At 62.8% G+C, this 17,127-nt stretch carries 17 protein-coding genes; 5 read left to right on the forward strand and 12 right to left on the reverse strand.

Annotated features, from left to right (window positions below):
* Positions 1 to 15: 15 nt before the first annotated feature.
* Together EKH55_RS25615 and EKH55_RS25620 are read right to left on the reverse strand one after the other, a co-directional pair.
* Positions 16 to 840 carry an SDR family oxidoreductase gene (locus EKH55_RS25615; protein ID WP_192803825.1) on the reverse strand — a complete coding sequence of 275 codons (825 nt, stop codon included), beginning with the start codon at positions 838 to 840 and terminating at the stop codon, positions 16 to 18.
* Positions 809 to 1,672 (reverse strand): MurR/RpiR family transcriptional regulator, encoded by an 864-nt coding sequence (locus EKH55_RS25620; RefSeq protein WP_069456788.1) that lies wholly within the window; start codon positions 1,670 to 1,672, stop codon positions 809 to 811. Before EKH55_RS25620 ends, EKH55_RS25615 begins: the two co-directional genes overlap by 32 nt.
* Positions 1,673 to 1,977: 305 nt before the next feature.
* Here EKH55_RS25620 and EKH55_RS25625 point away from each other — a divergent pair, with 305 nt between their 5' ends.
* Positions 1,978 to 2,469 carry a hypothetical protein gene (locus EKH55_RS25625; protein ID WP_069456787.1) on the forward strand — a complete coding sequence of 164 codons (492 nt, stop codon included), beginning with the start codon at positions 1,978 to 1,980 and terminating at the stop codon, positions 2,467 to 2,469.
* A gap of 15 nt (positions 2,470 to 2,484) precedes the next feature.
* Positions 2,485 to 3,957, forward strand: coding sequence for a M81 family metallopeptidase (locus tag EKH55_RS25630; protein ID WP_151613666.1), 1,473 nt, complete (start codon positions 2,485 to 2,487; stop codon positions 3,955 to 3,957).
* Positions 3,958 to 4,138: 181 nt separating this feature from the next.
* On the opposite strand, the gene gcvA is transcribed toward EKH55_RS25630, so the two are convergent.
* Positions 4,139 to 5,041 (reverse strand): transcriptional regulator GcvA, encoded by a 903-nt coding sequence (gcvA, locus tag EKH55_RS25635; protein WP_151613667.1) that lies wholly within the window; start codon positions 5,039 to 5,041, stop codon positions 4,139 to 4,141.
* A gap of 106 nt (positions 5,042 to 5,147) precedes the next feature.
* Here gcvA and EKH55_RS25640 point away from each other — a divergent pair, with 106 nt between their 5' ends.
* The 3 genes from EKH55_RS25640 (at position 5,148) to EKH55_RS25650 (ending at position 7,673) form a co-directional block, all read left to right on the forward strand.
* Positions 5,148 to 5,621, forward strand: coding sequence for a RidA family protein (locus EKH55_RS25640; protein ID WP_151613668.1), 474 nt, complete (start codon positions 5,148 to 5,150; stop codon positions 5,619 to 5,621).
* Complete coding sequence (locus tag EKH55_RS25645; RefSeq protein WP_151613669.1) at positions 5,618 to 6,805, forward strand: aminotransferase class V-fold PLP-dependent enzyme; 1,188 nt, start codon at positions 5,618 to 5,620, stop codon at positions 6,803 to 6,805. The genes EKH55_RS25640 and EKH55_RS25645 overlap by 4 nt, the downstream gene beginning before the upstream one ends.
* 88 nt (positions 6,806 to 6,893) lie before the next feature.
* Positions 6,894 to 7,673: an SDR family oxidoreductase gene (locus EKH55_RS25650; RefSeq protein WP_151613670.1), complete on the forward strand. Its 780-nt coding sequence runs from the start codon at positions 6,894 to 6,896 to the stop codon at positions 7,671 to 7,673.
* A 27-nt stretch (positions 7,674 to 7,700) separates the two neighbouring features.
* On the opposite strand, the gene EKH55_RS25655 is transcribed toward EKH55_RS25650, so the two are convergent.
* From EKH55_RS25655 to EKH55_RS25695, 9 genes are all read right to left on the reverse strand, one after another.
* The gene (locus EKH55_RS25655; protein ID WP_069456781.1) at positions 7,701 to 8,201 is read right to left on the reverse strand and encodes a GNAT family N-acetyltransferase; all 501 of its coding nucleotides are present in this window, start codon (positions 8,199 to 8,201) and stop codon (positions 7,701 to 7,703) included.
* A gap of 1 nt (position 8,202) precedes the next feature.
* The gene (locus tag EKH55_RS25660; protein ID WP_069456780.1) at positions 8,203 to 9,336 is read right to left on the reverse strand and encodes an ABC transporter ATP-binding protein; all 1,134 of its coding nucleotides are present in this window, start codon (positions 9,334 to 9,336) and stop codon (positions 8,203 to 8,205) included.
* Positions 9,337 to 9,410: 74 nt separating this feature from the next.
* Entirely contained in the window at positions 9,411 to 10,634 is a 1,224-nt protein-coding gene (locus EKH55_RS25665; RefSeq protein ID WP_427915879.1) for an ABC transporter substrate-binding protein, read from the reverse strand.
* Between the two features lie 35 nt (positions 10,635 to 10,669).
* Positions 10,670 to 11,527, reverse strand: a complete 858-nt coding sequence (locus tag EKH55_RS25670) for a carbohydrate ABC transporter permease (protein WP_151613672.1) — start codon at positions 11,525 to 11,527, stop codon at positions 10,670 to 10,672.
* The gene (locus tag EKH55_RS25675) at positions 11,524 to 12,408 is read right to left on the reverse strand and encodes a carbohydrate ABC transporter permease (protein ID WP_151613673.1); all 885 of its coding nucleotides are present in this window, start codon (positions 12,406 to 12,408) and stop codon (positions 11,524 to 11,526) included. The genes EKH55_RS25670 and EKH55_RS25675 overlap by 4 nt, the downstream gene beginning before the upstream one ends.
* A gap of 14 nt (positions 12,409 to 12,422) precedes the next feature.
* Positions 12,423 to 13,583, reverse strand: coding sequence for a Gfo/Idh/MocA family protein (locus EKH55_RS25680; protein WP_151613674.1), 1,161 nt, complete (start codon positions 13,581 to 13,583; stop codon positions 12,423 to 12,425).
* A 189-nt stretch (positions 13,584 to 13,772) separates the two neighbouring features.
* Entirely contained in the window at positions 13,773 to 14,510 is a 738-nt protein-coding gene (locus EKH55_RS25685; protein WP_151613963.1) for an ABC transporter permease, read from the reverse strand.
* Positions 14,510 to 15,448, reverse strand: coding sequence for an ABC transporter ATP-binding protein (locus EKH55_RS25690; RefSeq protein WP_151613675.1), 939 nt, complete (start codon positions 15,446 to 15,448; stop codon positions 14,510 to 14,512). Before EKH55_RS25690 ends, EKH55_RS25685 begins: the two co-directional genes overlap by 1 nt.
* Positions 15,445 to 16,647 carry an ABC transporter permease gene (locus EKH55_RS25695; RefSeq protein ID WP_151613676.1) on the reverse strand — a complete coding sequence of 401 codons (1,203 nt, stop codon included), beginning with the start codon at positions 16,645 to 16,647 and terminating at the stop codon, positions 15,445 to 15,447. Before EKH55_RS25695 ends, EKH55_RS25690 begins: the two co-directional genes overlap by 4 nt.
* Positions 16,648 to 17,127: the final 480 nt, after the last annotated feature.

Consider the following 17,127-nt stretch of genomic DNA (forward strand, 5'->3'; position numbering starts at 1 on the left):
CATCCTCCAGTAGGTTCAATAGTGGCTGGACTGCGAAAATGTGCGGGCAAGCTCGGCCTGCCCGGCGGTGAGCCCGCAATCGACCGGCAGGCAGACGCCCGTGATGGCACTCGCCTGCGGTCCTGCCAGGAAGTGCACGGCATTGGCGACGTCCTCGGGATTGACGATGCGCTGCAGCGGATACCAGCGCTGCGCCTCTTCGAAGACTTGCGGGTTGGCCCGGGCACGCGCCTCCCACGCGTGCGTGCGCACCGTGCCCGGCGCCACGGCATTCGCCCGTATGCCGAATTTTCCATATTCGACGGCGATCAGCCTCGTAAGGTGCAGAAGGCCCGCCTTGGCGGCGCTATAGGCCGGATGGCCGAAGACGCCGACAGCGTTCACCGAGGCGATGTTGACGACGGAGCCGCGGCTCTCCTTCAGCATGTCCTCGACCGCTCGGAAGCAGAGGAAGGCGGCCTCCAGATTGAGCGCATTATCGCCCCGCCAGACTTCCGGCGTCGTCTCCTGCAGGCTGACGGCGCGGGCGCCGCCCGCATTGTTGACGAGCGTTGTCACCGTACCGAGACCCGCGGCCGCTGTCGCCATGGCCGCTACGCTCGCGGCCTCGGTGACATCGCAGGCGATCGCCACGAAACGGCCCTCGCCGAGATCACGGGCAAGCCCACCGGCGGCTTCGCCGTCAAGGTCGGCGAGCACGATAACATCGTGGCCGTCGCTCAGCCGCAAACTGATGGCACGCCCGATGTCGCCGGCGGCGCCGGTGACGATCGCAACGGATCTAGTCGAGCGGGCTTGCCCTGGCATATCAATCTCCAAGAAGTTGGCGGTCGTCGCCATCCCTGTGCGTCACCAATTGCTGCTTGATGCGTCTGAGCGTCTCGGTCGCCTGCGGCTGCACCCGGTAGGCGACGAGGCTTGCGAGGATGTCGACCAGCGCCAGATAGGCGATGCGGGTGGATGTCGGACGATAGATGTTGTTGCCCTCCGGCAGATCGACCGGAACGGCGATATCGGCGGAAGCGGCAACCGGACTGTCGCTCTGCGTCAGCGCGATCGTCAAAACCTTCGCCTCGCGGGCGAGCGTGAAGGCGCGCACAAGTTCCGCATTTCGCCCCGAAAAGGAAGAGCCGATAATCACGTCTCTCGGCTTCGCCGCTGCCGCCATCATCAATTGCATGCTGTGGTCGGAACTCGACGTGATGCGCAGGCCGAGGCGGAAGAGGCGGTTCTGCAACTCGCCCGCGATCATCGAGGAATTGCCTCCGGAACCGAAGGCATAGATCATCTCGGCGGCGGCCATCCGGTCGGCCGCCTCGGCGACCGCCGCCACGTCGAGCGACCGGTGCAAGAGGAACAGCGCGTTCTGCGCCTTGCCGATGATATCCTGCGCGACATCGGCCGGCTCCTGGCTCTTCGGCTCGGGCTTGAGATACCTCATGCCGACATAGGCGGTACGGGCGAGCTGAACCTTGAAATCGGAAAAGCTCTCGCAGCCCAAACGCCGGCAAAAACGCGTGACGGTCGGCGGCGAGACGTCCGCCCGGCCCGCCAGCTCGATGATCGATGCGTTTACGGCGAACTCGAAATCCGTGAACAGGATTTCGGCGATGCGGCTTTCCGACTGGGACAGCCGCTCCTTTTCCTCCTGCAATGTCGCAAAAATGTCCATCCCGAACGGCCACTCCCCGGTTCCGGCGTCCCACAGCGCCACGCCTGTTTCTGACACGGCGAAGGCGCTGTAGTGCTTTGAATTTCTACATGTTTTTATCCTCGAACGGGAACCAAAGGAAGAAGCAGGCATGCTAGGCGGAGGTCGACCCTCATTCAACCGGCGCGGCCCGCATCGCGGCAAGGCGGCGCGACATCTCTTTATGCAAATTATTTTCGTCATTGATTGACAAATCACCACACAACGGGGATTTTGGCTAGCAGAAAACGCAACTTATGAAAATTATTTCAATAATGAGGAGGAAGATGCGGAATCCTGTTGAGAATCCGTTCGCGCCGAGCGACCACGCCCGACATTCGATCTGGGAAATGCTGGTCAGCCGGGACATCGACGCCTTCCTTGCCGCCGACTGGTCGATGGTGGCCGACGATTTCCTTGAGAAGGAATTCATCGCCATCGACGGGCAACGGAAAGCGAACCCGGACGAATGGCGCCTCGCCTTCCCCACTCTCGCCGCCTACCGGCACGAGTGGCTGCGGCAGGCACGGGATTTTGCCGGGCAATCCTTTGTCGAGGATCCGCGCGCGGCGATTTTTTCCGCCACGACGCTCGAGGACATCGAGATAAATGGCGATCTGGCGCTTGCCCGCAAGAAGTTCGACGGGCGCATCAGGAGGGCGGACGGCCAATTCGATGTGTTGAGGTGGCAAACGGTCTATTATTGCCGCCGGCAAGAGAGCCGCTGGAAGATCTGCGGCTTCACCGGCTACCTGCCGAACCCCATGGGCGTGGATTGAGGGAAGGCGACGGCATTGCGGATCTTCACGGCGGCGCTTGCGACCGAAACGAACACCTTCTCCCCCATCTGCATCGACAGGCGCGCCTTTGAAGCCTCGCTCTATGCGCCGCCCGGCAAGCATCCCGAGACGCCGACGCTCTGCACGGCGCCGATCACCGTCGGTCGACGCGTGGCCGCGGAAAGGGGCTGGCGCCTGATCGAGGGAACGGCCGCCTGGGCGGATCCCGCCGGTCTGGTCAACCGTGTCACCTATGAGACGTTGCGTGACGAAATTCTCGGGCAGCTGCGCGCAGCACAACCCGTCGACGCCGTCGTGCTCGGTCTGCACGGCGCAATGGTCGCCGACGGCTACGAGGACACGGAGGGCGATCTTCTTGCCCGCGTGCGCGAGATCGTCGGCCCCGACGTGCTCGTCTGCGCCGAGCTCGACCCGCACAGCCACCTGACGGGAAGCCGTGTTGCGGCGGCCGACTTCTTCGTCTTCTTCAAGGAGTTCCCGCACACGGATTTCGTCGACCGCGCCGAGGATCTCTGGCGCATTGCCGTCGACACGCTCGAAGGCCGTGTGCGGCCGGTCATGTCGGTTTTCGACTGCCGGATGATCGACGTCTTTCCGACGTCCCGCGAACCGATGCGCAGCTTCGTCGACAAGCTCATGCGGATCGAGAAGGAGGATCCGGAGGTGCTGTCGCTTTCGGTGGTGCACGGCTTCATGGCCGGAGATGTGCCGGAGATGGGCACGAAAATAGTTGCGGTGACGAATGCCCGCCCGGACAAGGGCCAGGAACTTGCCAGGAACCTTGGTCTCGAGCTCTTCGCCAAGCGCGGAATGTTCCGCATGCCCGAGATCGACGCGCGCCAGGCGGTCGCCGAGGCAATCGCAACGCCCGTCGGACCGGTGGTGATCGCCGACATGTGGGATAATCCCGGTGGCGGCACGGCCGGCGATGCCACTGTCGTGCTTCAGGAACTGCTCGCCAGCGGCGTCACCGATGCGGCGATTGGCACCATCTGGGATCCGATGGCGGTGCGGATCTGCATGGCCGCCGGCGAAGGGGCGGAGATTCCGTTGCGCTTCGGGGCAAAATCCGCGCCGGGAACCGGCAATCCGATCGACGGTATCGTGAACGTCGTGCGTCTAGTCCGCAACGCTGAAATGCGCTTCGGCGAGAGCTTGGCGCCCTTCGGGGACGCCGCGCACATCCGCTATCGCGGCATCGACATCATCCTGAATTCGACCCGCGCCCAGGGTTTCGACCCCAGCCTCTTCTCGGTCATGGGCATCGATCCGCGATCGAAGAAAGTACTCGTCATCAAGTCCACGAACCATTTCTACGCCTCGTTTTCGAAGATCGCCGCGAAGATCCTTTATTGCTCGGCGGGAAGTCCCTACCCCAACGACCCGACCAGAACGCCCTACCGCCGCGCACCCCGCGACATTTGGCCGATCGCCAGCGATCCTCATGCGAAGCGAGGCGCGGCTTGAGGGCGTGGTTGACCTCTACTGGAATGGACCCTGTGAATCCTGCCTCGCTGAATTTGCGCGATCGCCTTGCCCATGCAGTTGCTAAAGAGCATGCCTCTTTGCTGCTCAACCTCGGAGAGGACTTCTCGCGGACGGATGTCGAGACGCTTTAACACCAATCTGGAGGAACAGGTCCCATCGTTTATTTTTGGGGCTGATAGCCGGCCTCTCCCTTCAGCCATAATGCGAAGACTTCCGCCGCAGCGCTAAGCCGGCCGTTTTCGGGGATGACCAGCCAATAGGCCGTATTCTCGGATCGGACGATCAGCGGGAATGGGCGCAGCAACCGCCCCGCCGCGATATGATCGCCAACGAGGAGCAAACGGCCGATCGCCACGCCCTGACCATTGAGAGCTGCCTGGAGAGCGATGTTGTAATCCGTCAACTGCAGCACGCGGGCCTGCCGGTGATCGAGGCCGGCCTCGTCCAACCAGAGCTCCCATTCAAACGGATTCATGGAGTCGAGCAATGTCTCGGATAGCAGGTCCGCCGGGTCGGCGAAGCGCGAACCGTCACCGAAAAGATCCGGGCTGAGCACCGGGCTCAATTCTTCGTTCATCAATCGCTCGGCCCTCACCCCCTGCCATCTGCCGGCGCCGAAGCGGATGGCGAGATCAACCTCGTCGGCAGCGAAATCGGTGAGGCGCAACGTCGGCTCGAGTTCGACCTCGATATCGGGATACTCGTGCATGAATCGCGATAAGCGGGAAACGAGCCAGTTGGCCGCAAAGGACGGCAGAACGCTGACGCGCACCCTCCTCCTTCCCGCCTGCCGGCGCATCTGGTAGGTGGCGCTCGTGATGATTCCGAATGCTTCGTTCGTACGCGCGAGGTAGGCGGCACCCTCGGGCGTCAATTCTATGCTCTTGGCCCTTCGGATGAACAGGCGCAAGCCGAGCGTGTCCTCGAGTTGTTTGATGTGGTGGCTCACGGCGCTTTGCGTAATGAGCAACTCCTCACCGGCGCGACGGAAACTCGATAGTCGGCCTACCGCCTCGAAGACGCGCAGCGCCTGCAGCGGCGGCATGGTAGTCGATGCACGCATGGTCTCCCCGGAGACATTAGCCAGTTCGATCGCACCATAGCGAAGTTTGAATTGGAAGCAACGCGCTCAGCCGTGCATTCTCCCGCTACTTCTAAGGGAGATCGCCATGTCAGACACATTTGCATCCAGACTTGCAGCACTCGGCCATTCCTTGCCGGAGCCTTCGTCCCCCGTGGCCAACTACGTCTCTGCGGTCAGAGCGGGTAACTTGCTGATCGTCTCGGGTCAGATCAGCGTGAGGAATGACGCGGTGCTGACGGGAGCGGTCGGAGCAGGCGTTTCGCCGGAGCAGGGTCGCCTCGCTGCAGAATGCGCAGCGGTCGGTGTCATCGCGCAGATCGCCGCCGCAACCGACGGATCGCTCGCAAGCGTCCGGCGCATCGCTCGCCTCGGTGTCTTCATCGCGTCGGCCCCGGACTTCTCGGACCATTCGCAAGTCGCCAATGGTGCTTCAGACGTGTTCGTCGGTGTCTTCGGGGAAGCGGGGCGGCACGCCCGCGCCGCGGTCGGCGTCGCGTCCTTGCCGGCCGGCGCGACCGTGGAGGTCGACGCGCTTGTGGAACTGGAGCCCGCGGCATGAACACATTCGACGTGGAAGAGCTCCGCTCCGAAACGCCTGGCTGCGAGTTTGGCGTGCACTTCAATCACTCCGGCGCCTCGCTGCCTTCCCGGCCGACCCTCGAGACGATCTGGCGTTACCTGCACAGGGAAGCGGTCGATGGACCGATGGAAACTGCGATCGATGCGGGTCCGCTATTGGAGGATGTTCGAGCCGATGCGGCTAGTTTAATCGGCGCCACACCAGACGAGATGGCCTTCATGGGCAGCGGAAGTGCCGCCTGGGGCGCTGCTTTCGCGGCGCTGCCGCCGCTTGCCGCCGGCGATCGTATCCTGGTTGGTCGTCAGGAATGGGGTGGCAATCTTGCCACGATGCAGGCAGCCGCCGCGCGCACCGGAGCACGCGTCGAGACCATTCCGGCGCGCGAAGACGGGGGCATCGACGCCTCCGCGCTCGCAAACCTGATCGATGATCGCGTGCGTCTCGTCTCGTTGACATGGCTTCCGGCGAATGGTGGCTTGATCAACGATGCCGCAGCGGTCGGATGTGTCACCAAGGCGGCAGGCATTCCCTACTTCATCGACGCGGCGCAGGCTCTTGGCCAGATCCCCATCCACGTCGGCGCCCTCGGCTGCGACGCCCTGACGGCGGCCGGGCGGAAGTTCCTGCGCGGTCCTCGTGGCACGGCGATCCTTTATGTTCGGCGAGCATTCCTGCAGCGATTGACTCCGTCTTATCTGGACGTCGTTTCCGGCCCGATCGTCGACGGCGTAGTGGCCATGCGCAACGATGCGCGCCGCTTCGAAGCCAGCGAGAATTCACCAGCCCTGCTTCTCGGCCTCGGCACTGCAATCCGTCAGGCAAAGGCAATCGGGATCAACATAATTCACGAGAGGATCACAACGCTCGCAGGCACGCTGCGGGACAACCTGCGCAGCATTCCGAAAGTGACCGTCCGCGATCTCGGCACGGATCTTTCCGGCATCGTCTCCTTCACTATTGATGGCGTACCGGCGAGCGAAATCCGCGTAGCGCTTGCCGAAAGACAGATTGCGACCGGCGCCAACGGCGTCCCCTACACGCCGCTCGACATGACGGCACGCCGGCTGGACCAGGTCGCGCGCGCGTCGGTCAGCTATCTCAACACTCCATCCGAGGTGGCCCTGCTTTCCGATGCAGTCGCAGCGCTGGCCGCAAGAGCATGAGGCCGCCATCTTCATCGGACAGGCTCGCATGCGCTGTCGGCTCGTCCGGGCTTCCAGATTGGCAAAGAATTTAGTGGAGCACGCAATAATGGACTTGGGTATCAAAGGAAAACGAGCACTCGTTTGCGCTGGTTCAAAGGGCTTGGGGCGAGGCGTGGCGGAGAAGCTCGCCGAGGCGGGCGTCATCCTGACGCTCAATGCCCGCGAGCCGAAGCAGCTTCGCGAGACGGCCCGGGCCATCAGCGAAACCTACGGCACGCAGGTGGAGATCGTCGCTGCAGACGTGACGACGGAGGAAGGCCGCAATGCGCTCCTTCGCCAGGAGCCGAAGCCCGACATTCTCATCACCAATGCCGGCGGCCCGCCGCCCGGCGATTGGTCGAGCGTCACCGAGGCCAATTGGCAGGAGGCGATAAGGTCCAATATGCTCGCCCCGATCCTGTTGATGAAAGCGGTGCTCCCGGGCATGATCGCGCGGAAATGGGGCCGGATCGTCAATATCACCTCCGCCTCGGTCAAATCGCCGATCCCGCAGCTCTGTCTCTCGAACGGCGCCCGCAGCGGCTTGACCGGTTTTGTCGCCGGCACCGCGCGCCAGGTGGCCCGTCACGGCGTCGTCATCAACAACCTGCTCCCGGGCTCGCACGACACGGAACGGCTGGAAAAACTGCTCGAGAAGACGGCCAAGGCGCGGGGAATATCGCTCGACGAGGCGCGCGCCGAGGAATATGCGCACAATCCGACGGGACGCGTCGGCACCCCGGAAGAATTCGGCGCCGCGGCGGCATTTCTCTGCAGTCAATATGCCGGCTATATCGTCGGGCAGAACCTGCTGATCGATGGCGGAGCGTTCAACTCGACCTTCTGAGCGGCCGCCCGCAAATATCTGCTCGGTTCACGCCACGATGCGTCGCGCCATGAGGATGTCATCCACTTCCCGGCCGTTGCGGATGCAACCGCCGGGAATGCAGCCGATCTGTGCAAAGCCGTTCCGGCGGTAGAAGCCGATCGCCTTCGGATTCTCGGCGCTGACCGCCAGTTCCAATTGGCGGATTCCCTGGGCGAGCGCGTGATCGGTCACGGCCTTGAGAAGGCTGGTCGCGAGCCCCGTCCCGCGGGAATCCTGGCGCACATAGACCATCACCAGCGTTGCGCGATGCGCCATGTTTTTCGCCCGTTCGCGCAGCAAACCCATGATGCCGACCGGATCCTCGCCACGAAAACCGGCGAATACGGAACCGTCGACCAGTCGCCTCCGCCACTCGTCGTCGCTCAACTTCTCCCAGTCCTCGACGCTGCTGGCGAAGCAATCGGGCTCGGCACGCAGTGCCTCCAGCCGAATACGCTGGAAGATTTCGATGTCGTCGGGGACGAGCAGCCGGATGCCGACGGGCATGTCAGGCCGCTGCCGGATTGAAGAGCGCCGCGTCGATGTCGGTCATCTCGACCCGACGCTCGAAGGCAATGCCGTTCTCGTCGAAGAGATGGCAGTCGGCAGCCTTGATGCCGGTCCTCACCTGTTCGTCCGTCCGCAGGGAGACGGTTCCGGGGAGCATGGCGCAATAGTTCTCGCCCTCGCCCCCGAGCGAAGCATAGGCAACGGTATGAGCGCCGAGGCGCTCGATGACGGAAGGCGTGATCGTCAACGTCAGGTCTCCTGGAACGGTGTGAATGTGCTCCGGCCGAACGCCGAGTGTCAACGTCCCGCCGACGATCCCGTCGCGCGGCTCCACGGGTATCGTCGCCCTCTCGCCCCTGTAGTCCACCTCGACACCGGCATCGCTCACGCCCTTGCAGGTGACCGGGAGGAAGTTCATCCTGGGATGGCCGATGAAGCCGGCCACGAACATGTTGGCCGGCTTATGATAAAGCTCGAGTGGTGCCCCGGTCTGTGCGATCCGGCCGGCATTCAGTACGACGATCCGGTCCGCCATCGTCATCGCCTCGACCTGGTCGTGCGTGACGTAGATCATCGTCGCCTTCAATTGCCGGTGAAGCTTCGCAAGTTCGATGCGCATGTCGGCGCGCAGCGCCGCGTCAAGGTTCGACAGCGGCTCGTCGAAGAGGAATATCTTCGGCTCGCGCACGATCGCCCGGCCGATCGCGACGCGCTGCCGCTGCCCACCCGAGAGCATGCCGGGCTTCTGCTCAAGCCGCTGCTCGAGGTGAAGGATGCGGGCCGCATGCTCCACCTTCGCCTTCAGCTTGTCCTCGGGCATCTTCTCGACGCGCAGCGGAAAGGCGATGTTCTCGAAGACCGTCATGTGCGGATAAAGCGCATAGGACTGGAAGACCATGGCTATGCCGCGCTTGACCGGCGGCAGATCGTTGACCCGCTTGCCGTCGATCAGGATGTCGCCGGCCGTCGTCTCGTCGAGACCGGCAATCATCCGGAGAAGCGTAGACTTGCCGCAGCCGGACGGTCCGACGAAGACCACGAATTCGCCGTTCTTCACCTCAAGCTGAATGCTCTTCAGTACCTCATACGTACCGTAGAATTTTCGAACTCCGTCGAGATTGAGCTGTCCCAAAACTCTGTCTCCAGCCGCCGCAGCGCTTCCGAAATAGGAAGGACCGCGGGAAGAACCCGCGGTCCACGATGAGCTTACTTGTACTGTTCGAGTTCGCCGGCAGCCTTTTTCAAGGCATCGGCTGGCTCCGCCTTGCCGGTGACGACCGACTGCACCATTTCGATCATTGCGTTCTGAAAGCCTTTGTAATCGGTGAAGAGCGGCTCCGGACCGCCATAGCCGATGCCGTCGATCAATGGCTTCCAGGCCGGGTCAGCCTTGACGAATTCGTCGACCTTCGGGGACGGGCGTAGCGGCGTCAGCCCTGCGCCGCCCTGCAACTCGTATTCGCCCTGGGGACCGGGAGATGTAATGAACTTGGCGAATTCGATCGCCTTTTCCTCGACTCCCGTGTCTTTGAAGATCGCAAGACTGTCGGTGATCAGCAGCGTGCCTTCCCCCTTGGCCGAAGGGCCGAGCGGCAGCGGCGCGATGCCCCAGTCGATCTTTGTATCCTTGAGCAGCGCAGCCGCCCCGGAGCCCGACTGGATCATGCCAGCCTTGCCATCGAGGAAGATGGCACGAATCTCGTTCTGCTCGTAGGCCGTCGCCCCCTCGACGGAGTAGGGCACGATATCCTTGTAGGCCTGCAGCGCGGCCAACACCTCGGGACTGTCCATGACGATCTTATCGCCATCGATCACCTTGCCGTTGTTGGTGTAAACCCAGTGCATGAACTGATGCATCGTGTTGTCGAAGGTTTTGGCCGGCAGACCATAGCCGGCGACGCCGGTCTTTTCCTTGATCTGCTTGGCAAAGGCGACTTCTTCGGCCCAGGTCTTCGGCGGGGTTTCAGGATCGAGGCCAGCCTGCTTGAAGAGATCCTTGTTCCAATAAAGCGCCTTCGTCGAGAAAGCGATCGGAACGCCCCATTGCGTGCCTCCAAATGTCACCGTGTCGACGATATTCGGGTAATAGCTCTTCTTTTCCTCTTCGGTCATAGGGACCGGAACGATCAGATCGTTCTCGGCGAACTCCTTGAGCGTGCGGGACCCCACATAGGCCATGGCGACCGGTGTCCCGGCAGCCGCGAGCGTCGTCGCCTTGTCCTGGCACTGCGCCCAGCCGACGACTTCCGGCAAGACCTTCCAGCCGGGGTTCCGGCCTTCCCACTCCTTGATGTATTTCTCGTGGATGGGATCGATCTTGTCGCCGCAATAGATCCAGGCGATCTCCTGGTCGGCGGCCTGTGCGGCAACGCTGCCGAGCGCGGTCGATCCGACGAGGGCAAGCGTAAGAAGTGCAGCTTTACTGGCCATGGTCACTGATGGAACTCCCCTTTTTTGATGGTTGCTCATTGCTTCACCGCGCCGGCGGTCAGGCCGCTGACGAGATAACGTTGGAGAAAGAAAATCACGATCACGGCCGGTGCAATGCCGACGAAGCTCGCCGCCATCAACTCGTTCCAGACGACTTCCTGCCGGCCGAAATAGGCGTAGAGACCGATCGGCAACGGCATGTATTCGGTCTTCGAATTGAAGGTCAGGGCGAAGATGAACTGCTGGGCATAGGAACCGATGAAGGTGGTGATCGCGACGACCGCGATGCCCGGCATGGCGATCGGCAGGATCACCCGGCGAAGGGTGTAGACATGGCTGGCCCCGTCGACGAAGGCGGCCTCGTCGAGTTCGCGCGGGATGCGCATCATATAGGTGCGCAGGAGCCAGATGGCCGAAGGGATGAGAAAGGCGACGCCCGGCACGATCATGGCGAAATAGGTGTTGAGCACGCCGAAACTGCGCATCAGCCGGAAGAGCGGGATCAGGAGCACGGCGCCCGAGAACATGTTGACCGCGAGGAAGGCCGCCAGCAGGGCGCCGCTGCCGCGGAATTTGAAGCGGGCGAATGCATAGGCCGACGGCACCACCAGCAGAAGCACCGCGACCGTGATGATCGTGGAGATGAAGAAGGAATTGAAGATATAACGGGCAAAGCCCGGCACGCTCACCCACATCGTGCGATAGGCCGCGAGGGAGCCGTTCTCCGGCCAAAATCGATAGGGCGACGAAAACAGGAGCGCGAGCGGCTTCAGCGACACCAGAAACCCTTCGACGAACGGCGCGAGGATGAAGGTCAGGAAGAGGAGAATGCCCGCATAGATGCCGACGAGCTCGTACCAGCGATAGCGGTGGATCATGGTCGGTTGGCTCATCGGTGCTCCTCCGAGGCGAGGCGATGGGTGACACGGAAATAGGCGATGCAGAAGATCGACAGGAAGATGCAGATGAGCACGGCGCGCGCCGCCCCTTCCCCGTATTTCTTGGAGCCGATTGCGGTACGATAGGTGTCGATGATCATCGTCGTCGTATCGCCGTTCGGGCCCCCCTGGGTGAGGATCCAGATGATGTCGAAGGAGTTGAAGGTGGCGATCAGCGACAGCATCGACATGGTGATCATCGCCGGGACGAGGAGCGGCAGGGTGATGCGGCGGAAGCGGTAGAAGCGACCCGCGCCGTCGGTCCATGCCGCTTCGTAGAGGTCCTGCGGAACCGCCTGCATCGAGGCGAGCATATAGAGCGTCACCATCGGCACGCCGATCCAGACATCGGTGACGATCGTCGCCCAGAAGGCGGTGGAGCCGTGCGCGAGAAAGGCGACTGGCCCGTCGATCAGGCCCCAGTTCTGCAGGAGGCCGGAGATCATTCCGAACTGGCCGTTATACATCCAGCCCCACATGAAGATGCCGATCGCCATCGGCACGATCCAGGGCGGCATGGTGAGCACGCGGAAGAGCGCCCGTCCCGGCACGGCCGCATTCAGCATCACCGCGCCGAAGGTGCCTATGATCATTTTGATCGCCACCGAGAAGGCGGTCCACACGAAGGTGCGGATGATCACCTCGGCGAAGGTACCGTTGAAGATCTTCTCGTAATTGGCAGCGCCGACCCAGTTGGTCGTCTTCTTCAGCGAGGCATCGGTGAAGGACAGGATGAAGGTATCCACCAGCGGATAGGCGACGATCACCGTCACATAGAGCACGGCCGGAAGCAGCAGGGTCCAGGCGAAGATCAGGGTGCTGCGGCGGACGCTCATGCCTCTTTCTCCGCTCAGGCCGCGCGGGCTTGCAGGGCTTCGTCGAAGCGATCCCACAACGGCCTCAGGTCAACGACCGTGCGCCTCGTTCGCGCTTCGTCCATGGAAAGCGCCAGGATGCCCGCTTCCAGTGCATCGAGCGGCGAGACCGGCAGCGGCCCGCCATTCCTCACATGGGCAATGATCTCGGCCGCCATCTGCTCGTCGGCGCCGTAATGCTGCGAGAGCTCCGTCTCCTTTGCATAGCGCTTCTCGACGACCTTCTTGCCCGAAAGCACCTCGTGCACGTCGAGATAGCCGCGGATGAAATCACCCTCCGCCATGCCGCGCGAACCGATGACGCAGAAACGGCGGAACTGGTCCGGCACGTTCAGGTTAGTGTGGAAATTCATGGCGACGCCGTTGGCATATTCGACGATCGCGACCTGGTAGTCGATGATATCGCCGTCGCTGTCGAAGACCTTGTCGGAGCCGAGCCAGCCGCTCGGCTTGCGATGAAAGAGTTGCAGGTCGTTGACGCCCTCGCGGGCAGGATCGTTGACCGGCACGAAGCTCTTGCGACCGCCAAAGCTTGCGACGCGCTCCGGCCGGACACCGACCACGCCGTTATAGAGGTCGAGGTCGTGGCAGCATTTCTCGAGCATGAAGCTGCCCGAATAGCGCCCATAGCGCCGCCAGTCGCGCATGAAGAACGCACCATGACAGGGCTCTATATGCTCGCACGCTTCGATCGAGACGATCTCGCCGAGCGAGCCGGCAGCCTGCGCGGCACGAAGGTCGCGATACATCGGCGCGTAGCGCAGCACGAGACCAACCATCAGCCGGTCATGGCCATATTTCGCCAGCAGCGCCGCAAGCTCGAGGCTCTGCTCCACTGTGCTGACGATCGGTTTCTCGCAAAAGACCTTGAGGCCGGCCTCGAGGCCGATGCGGATATGGCCGAGATGCAGGTGGTTCGGAGAGCCGATCATCAGGAGATCGAGCTTCTCGCTGGCGATCAGTTCCTCGGGAGTGGCATAGGCCTTGCCGGCGGAAATGCCCTTTTCCTCGATACCCGCAAGTCCCGCAGGGTCGGGATCAACATAACCGGCGATCTCGAAGCTCTCGTCGATCGCCCGGAAGACATAGCCGAGGTAACCGAGACGGAATCCGAGTCCGATCATTCCGACCTTCATGCTGTCCCCTGTTCTTTCGTAATTTATTTTCTTAGACTGAGATAGAAACTCCATTCCGTCAACCGCAAATCACGAAATCGATGAATTAGTGAAATTCATTTTCATAAGCAGCAGCGTTTATCCGATTTGAGAGATAGGCAGCAAAACGCTGATCTTTCGTGGGAATGGGATGCCCTGATCCGTGGTGCTTCAGATGTGGGAGCGCTGCGCGAGTGCGTGCTCCACGGCCTGAAGCGCATCATGGATGAGCACGGCAAGGACCGCCACTATAAGCCCTCCCTGCAGCACGAAGGCGAGGTTGTTCGCCTGCAGCCCGGCGATGATGACTTCGCCAAGCGTCTTTGCCGCCACCGTCGAGCCGATCGTCGCGGTGGCCAGGCTGATCACGACGGACAGCCGAACGCCGGTCAGGATCACCGGCAGCGCCAGCGGAAGTTCGACCCTCAGGAGGCGCTGGCGCTCGGTCATCCCGGCGCCGCGCGCCGCCTCGATCACTGCCGGCGGCAGGGTCGTTAGCCCGGTCAGGGCATTCTCGAAAATCGGCAGCAGGCCGTAGAGAAAGAGGGCGATCAGCGTCGGCTTCTCGCCGAAGCCGAAGATCGGAACGGACAGCGCCAGGACCGCAACCGGCGGGAAGGTCTGGCCGATATTCACGAGGCTGCGCGAAAGCGGCAAAAACTCCGCCCCCGCCTCGCGGGTGACGAGGATCGCCAGTGACACGGCGACAATGATGGCGGCGAGCGTCGCGACGAGCACGGTCCTCAGATGCAGGACCGTCAGCCAGAGGAGGCTGCCGCGATTGTAGATCGCCGGCGCGTTTTCCTGAACCAGCGGCTTCAGCAGCGCTTCGAACCAGCCGGGCTGCAGCAGGAATGCCAGCAGGATGACAGCGCCGCCGAACCGCAGGAGATTGGCGGGGGAAACCATCACGCCGGCCTCGCCGCGCGCCGCACGAGACTTTCGAGACTGATCCTGCCGATAATCCTGCCGTCCGCTGCGGCGACGGGCAGCGCGGCACGGCCGGACCAGAGGAGTTCGGAAAGCGCATCGCGCTGGTTGAGCGTCGCCGGTATAGGTTCGCCCTCGGCGTGACCGGGCTCGAGCGCATCGCCGGCCGTCTCGATCGCAAGCAGGCGGAAGGGCCGTTCACTGGCACCGATCAACGCCTGCACAAAGGGGGTGGCCGGCCGGACCAGCATCTCGGCCGGCGACGCATATTGCACGACCTCACCCTTGTCCATGACCGCGATCCTGTCGGCGAGACGGAAAGCCTCCTCCATGTCGTGCGTCACGAGGATGATCGTCGTGCCGAAATGCTTCTGGATTGCCACCAGATCGTCCTGCGCCTTTGCGCGGATGATCGGGTCGAGCGCGCCGAAGGGCTCATCCATCAGGAGCAGGTTGGGCTCGGCTGCCAGCGCCCGCGCGACGCCGACCCTTTGCTGCTGTCCTCCGGAGAGTTCGTGCGGATACCGCGCGCCGAAGAAGTCCGGGTCGAGCTGGAAGAGCTCCAGCAGTTCCTCGACCTTGGCCTTGATCCGCGCCTTCTTCCAGCCGAGCAGTGTCGGGACCGTGGCGATGTTCTCCGCGACCGTCCGATGCGGAAAGAGGCCGTGGCCCTGGATCGCGTAGCCGATGCGGCGGCGCAACTCGAAAGCGGGCACGGACCGATTGTCCTCGCCGTCAATCCGGATCATGCCGGATGAGGGCTCGACCAGGCGATTGACCATTCTGATGAGGGTGGTCTTGCCGGAGCCGGAGGTCCCGACGACGACGGTGACCGTGTGCGGTGCGACGGCGAGCGAGACGTCGCTCACCACCTCGGCATCACCGTAGAACTTGCTGATATGCTCGAATTCGATCATGGCGCCTGGCTCCGGCCGCGATCCGCGGCGATCATTTCGATCAGGCAATCGAGCACGATCGCCGCCACAAAGGCCAGAAGCACGGTCGGGGCCGCTCCGAGCAATACGAGATCCATCGCCGTCTGGCCGATGCCCTGGAAGACGAAAACGCCGAAGCCGCCTCCGCCGATGAGGGCGGCGATCGTCGCAAGGCCGATATTCTGCACCAGCACGATGCGGATGCCGGCCAGGATCACCGGAAGGGCCAGTGGCAATTCGATTGCGAAAAGCCGCTGCCGGTCCGTCATGCCGATCCCGCGTGCGGCATCATTGGCGGCGCGCGGTACGCCGGCGAGACCGACGACCGTGTTGGCGACCATGGGAAGGAGGGAATAGAGAAACAGCGCGACGAACGCCGGAGCGAAGCCGATGCCGCGCACCCCGATCGCCATCGCCCCCGGGACATGAGCGGCAATCCAGCCGAGCGGGCCGATCAGGATGCCGAAGAGGGCGATCGACGGGATCGTCTGGATGGCGTTGAGCACGCTCAAAACAGCGTTGCGCAGTCGATCGACGCGATGGCAGAGAATGCCGAGCGGCAGCCCGACGAGAGCCGCGGCAGCGAGGGAGCCGAGCGCCAGCGTCAGATGTCGGCCTGCTTCCGCCCAGAACGTGTCGGCGCGGCTTGCATATTCCTTGAGGATAGAGAGCCCGTCCCAGCGGCCGGTCACCAGCATTGCACCGATGAGCGCCAGAACCCCGGCGAGGAAAAGGAGCCGGATACCCGGCCCCGGGGCGAGCCGCGTCAGCGCATCGGCGATAAGCAGCGCGAACGCGAAGATCAGTATCCAGAATCCGGAGGCCGGCGAGATGCGGGCATAGGCATTGTCAGCCGGCATCAGGTGGTCGGCGGAGATCCCGACGAGAAGTGCGAGCGCAACCAGAACCGCAACGGCGGCAGCCATGCGAACCGCCGCGGGGGTTTTCAAGAGCGCGATGGCGGCGCCGGCTATCAGGACGAAGAGCAGCCCATAGCCGAGCAATGGCGGCAATGCCTCGAGGATCGCCCTCGTTTCGCCCTGCACGATACGGTTGGCGCGGAACGTTGCAAAGGGCGCAAGGAAAGCGCCGTAGACCGCGAGAGCCGCAATGATCACGCCGAGCTTGTCGAGAGCAAGGGCCCTGCGCTGCTCTGTATCGGGAATGGTATCGATCGCCATAAACTCGTCCGCTCAATGCCGAAAGCCGGCGAGCGTCGCCCGAAGTCGGGTAACGCTCTTTTTGCGAGCTTATACCAAGTCTCGATGATGGGAACCGCCAGTGTTCAAGGTCTGACGCTTGGTACCGGAGTCGTAAGCCCGCTCAGGGTGGGATCCGGAAATTCGCAGCGAAAGTGCCAGATGGCTGCTTTTCTCAAACGTCGGCGCACAGCTCCCCGTCGGGACGGTATTGTGCTGTAGCGATCGGGACTGCCAACCGGTCCATGGTGCCGCCATCACGGAAGGACCGGAAGGATATGTGGTGGAGGAAACGGGCGAGGTCATACGTTACCGCGATTCTAGAGTGAAATCGTCTCCGGATGGCGAGTTTCATGTATGCATGCAACCGAGTAAGGTTCGCTCCCGAGCGATATGTCTCTTGTGCCGCCGCGGTCTTTTTAGGCTGAATTCACCAGCGTCTGACGCACGCTCGAGTGGAAT

The sequence above is a fragment of the Sinorhizobium alkalisoli genome (genome assembly GCF_008932245.1).
Lineage (GTDB): Bacteria > Pseudomonadota > Alphaproteobacteria > Rhizobiales > Rhizobiaceae > Sinorhizobium > Sinorhizobium alkalisoli.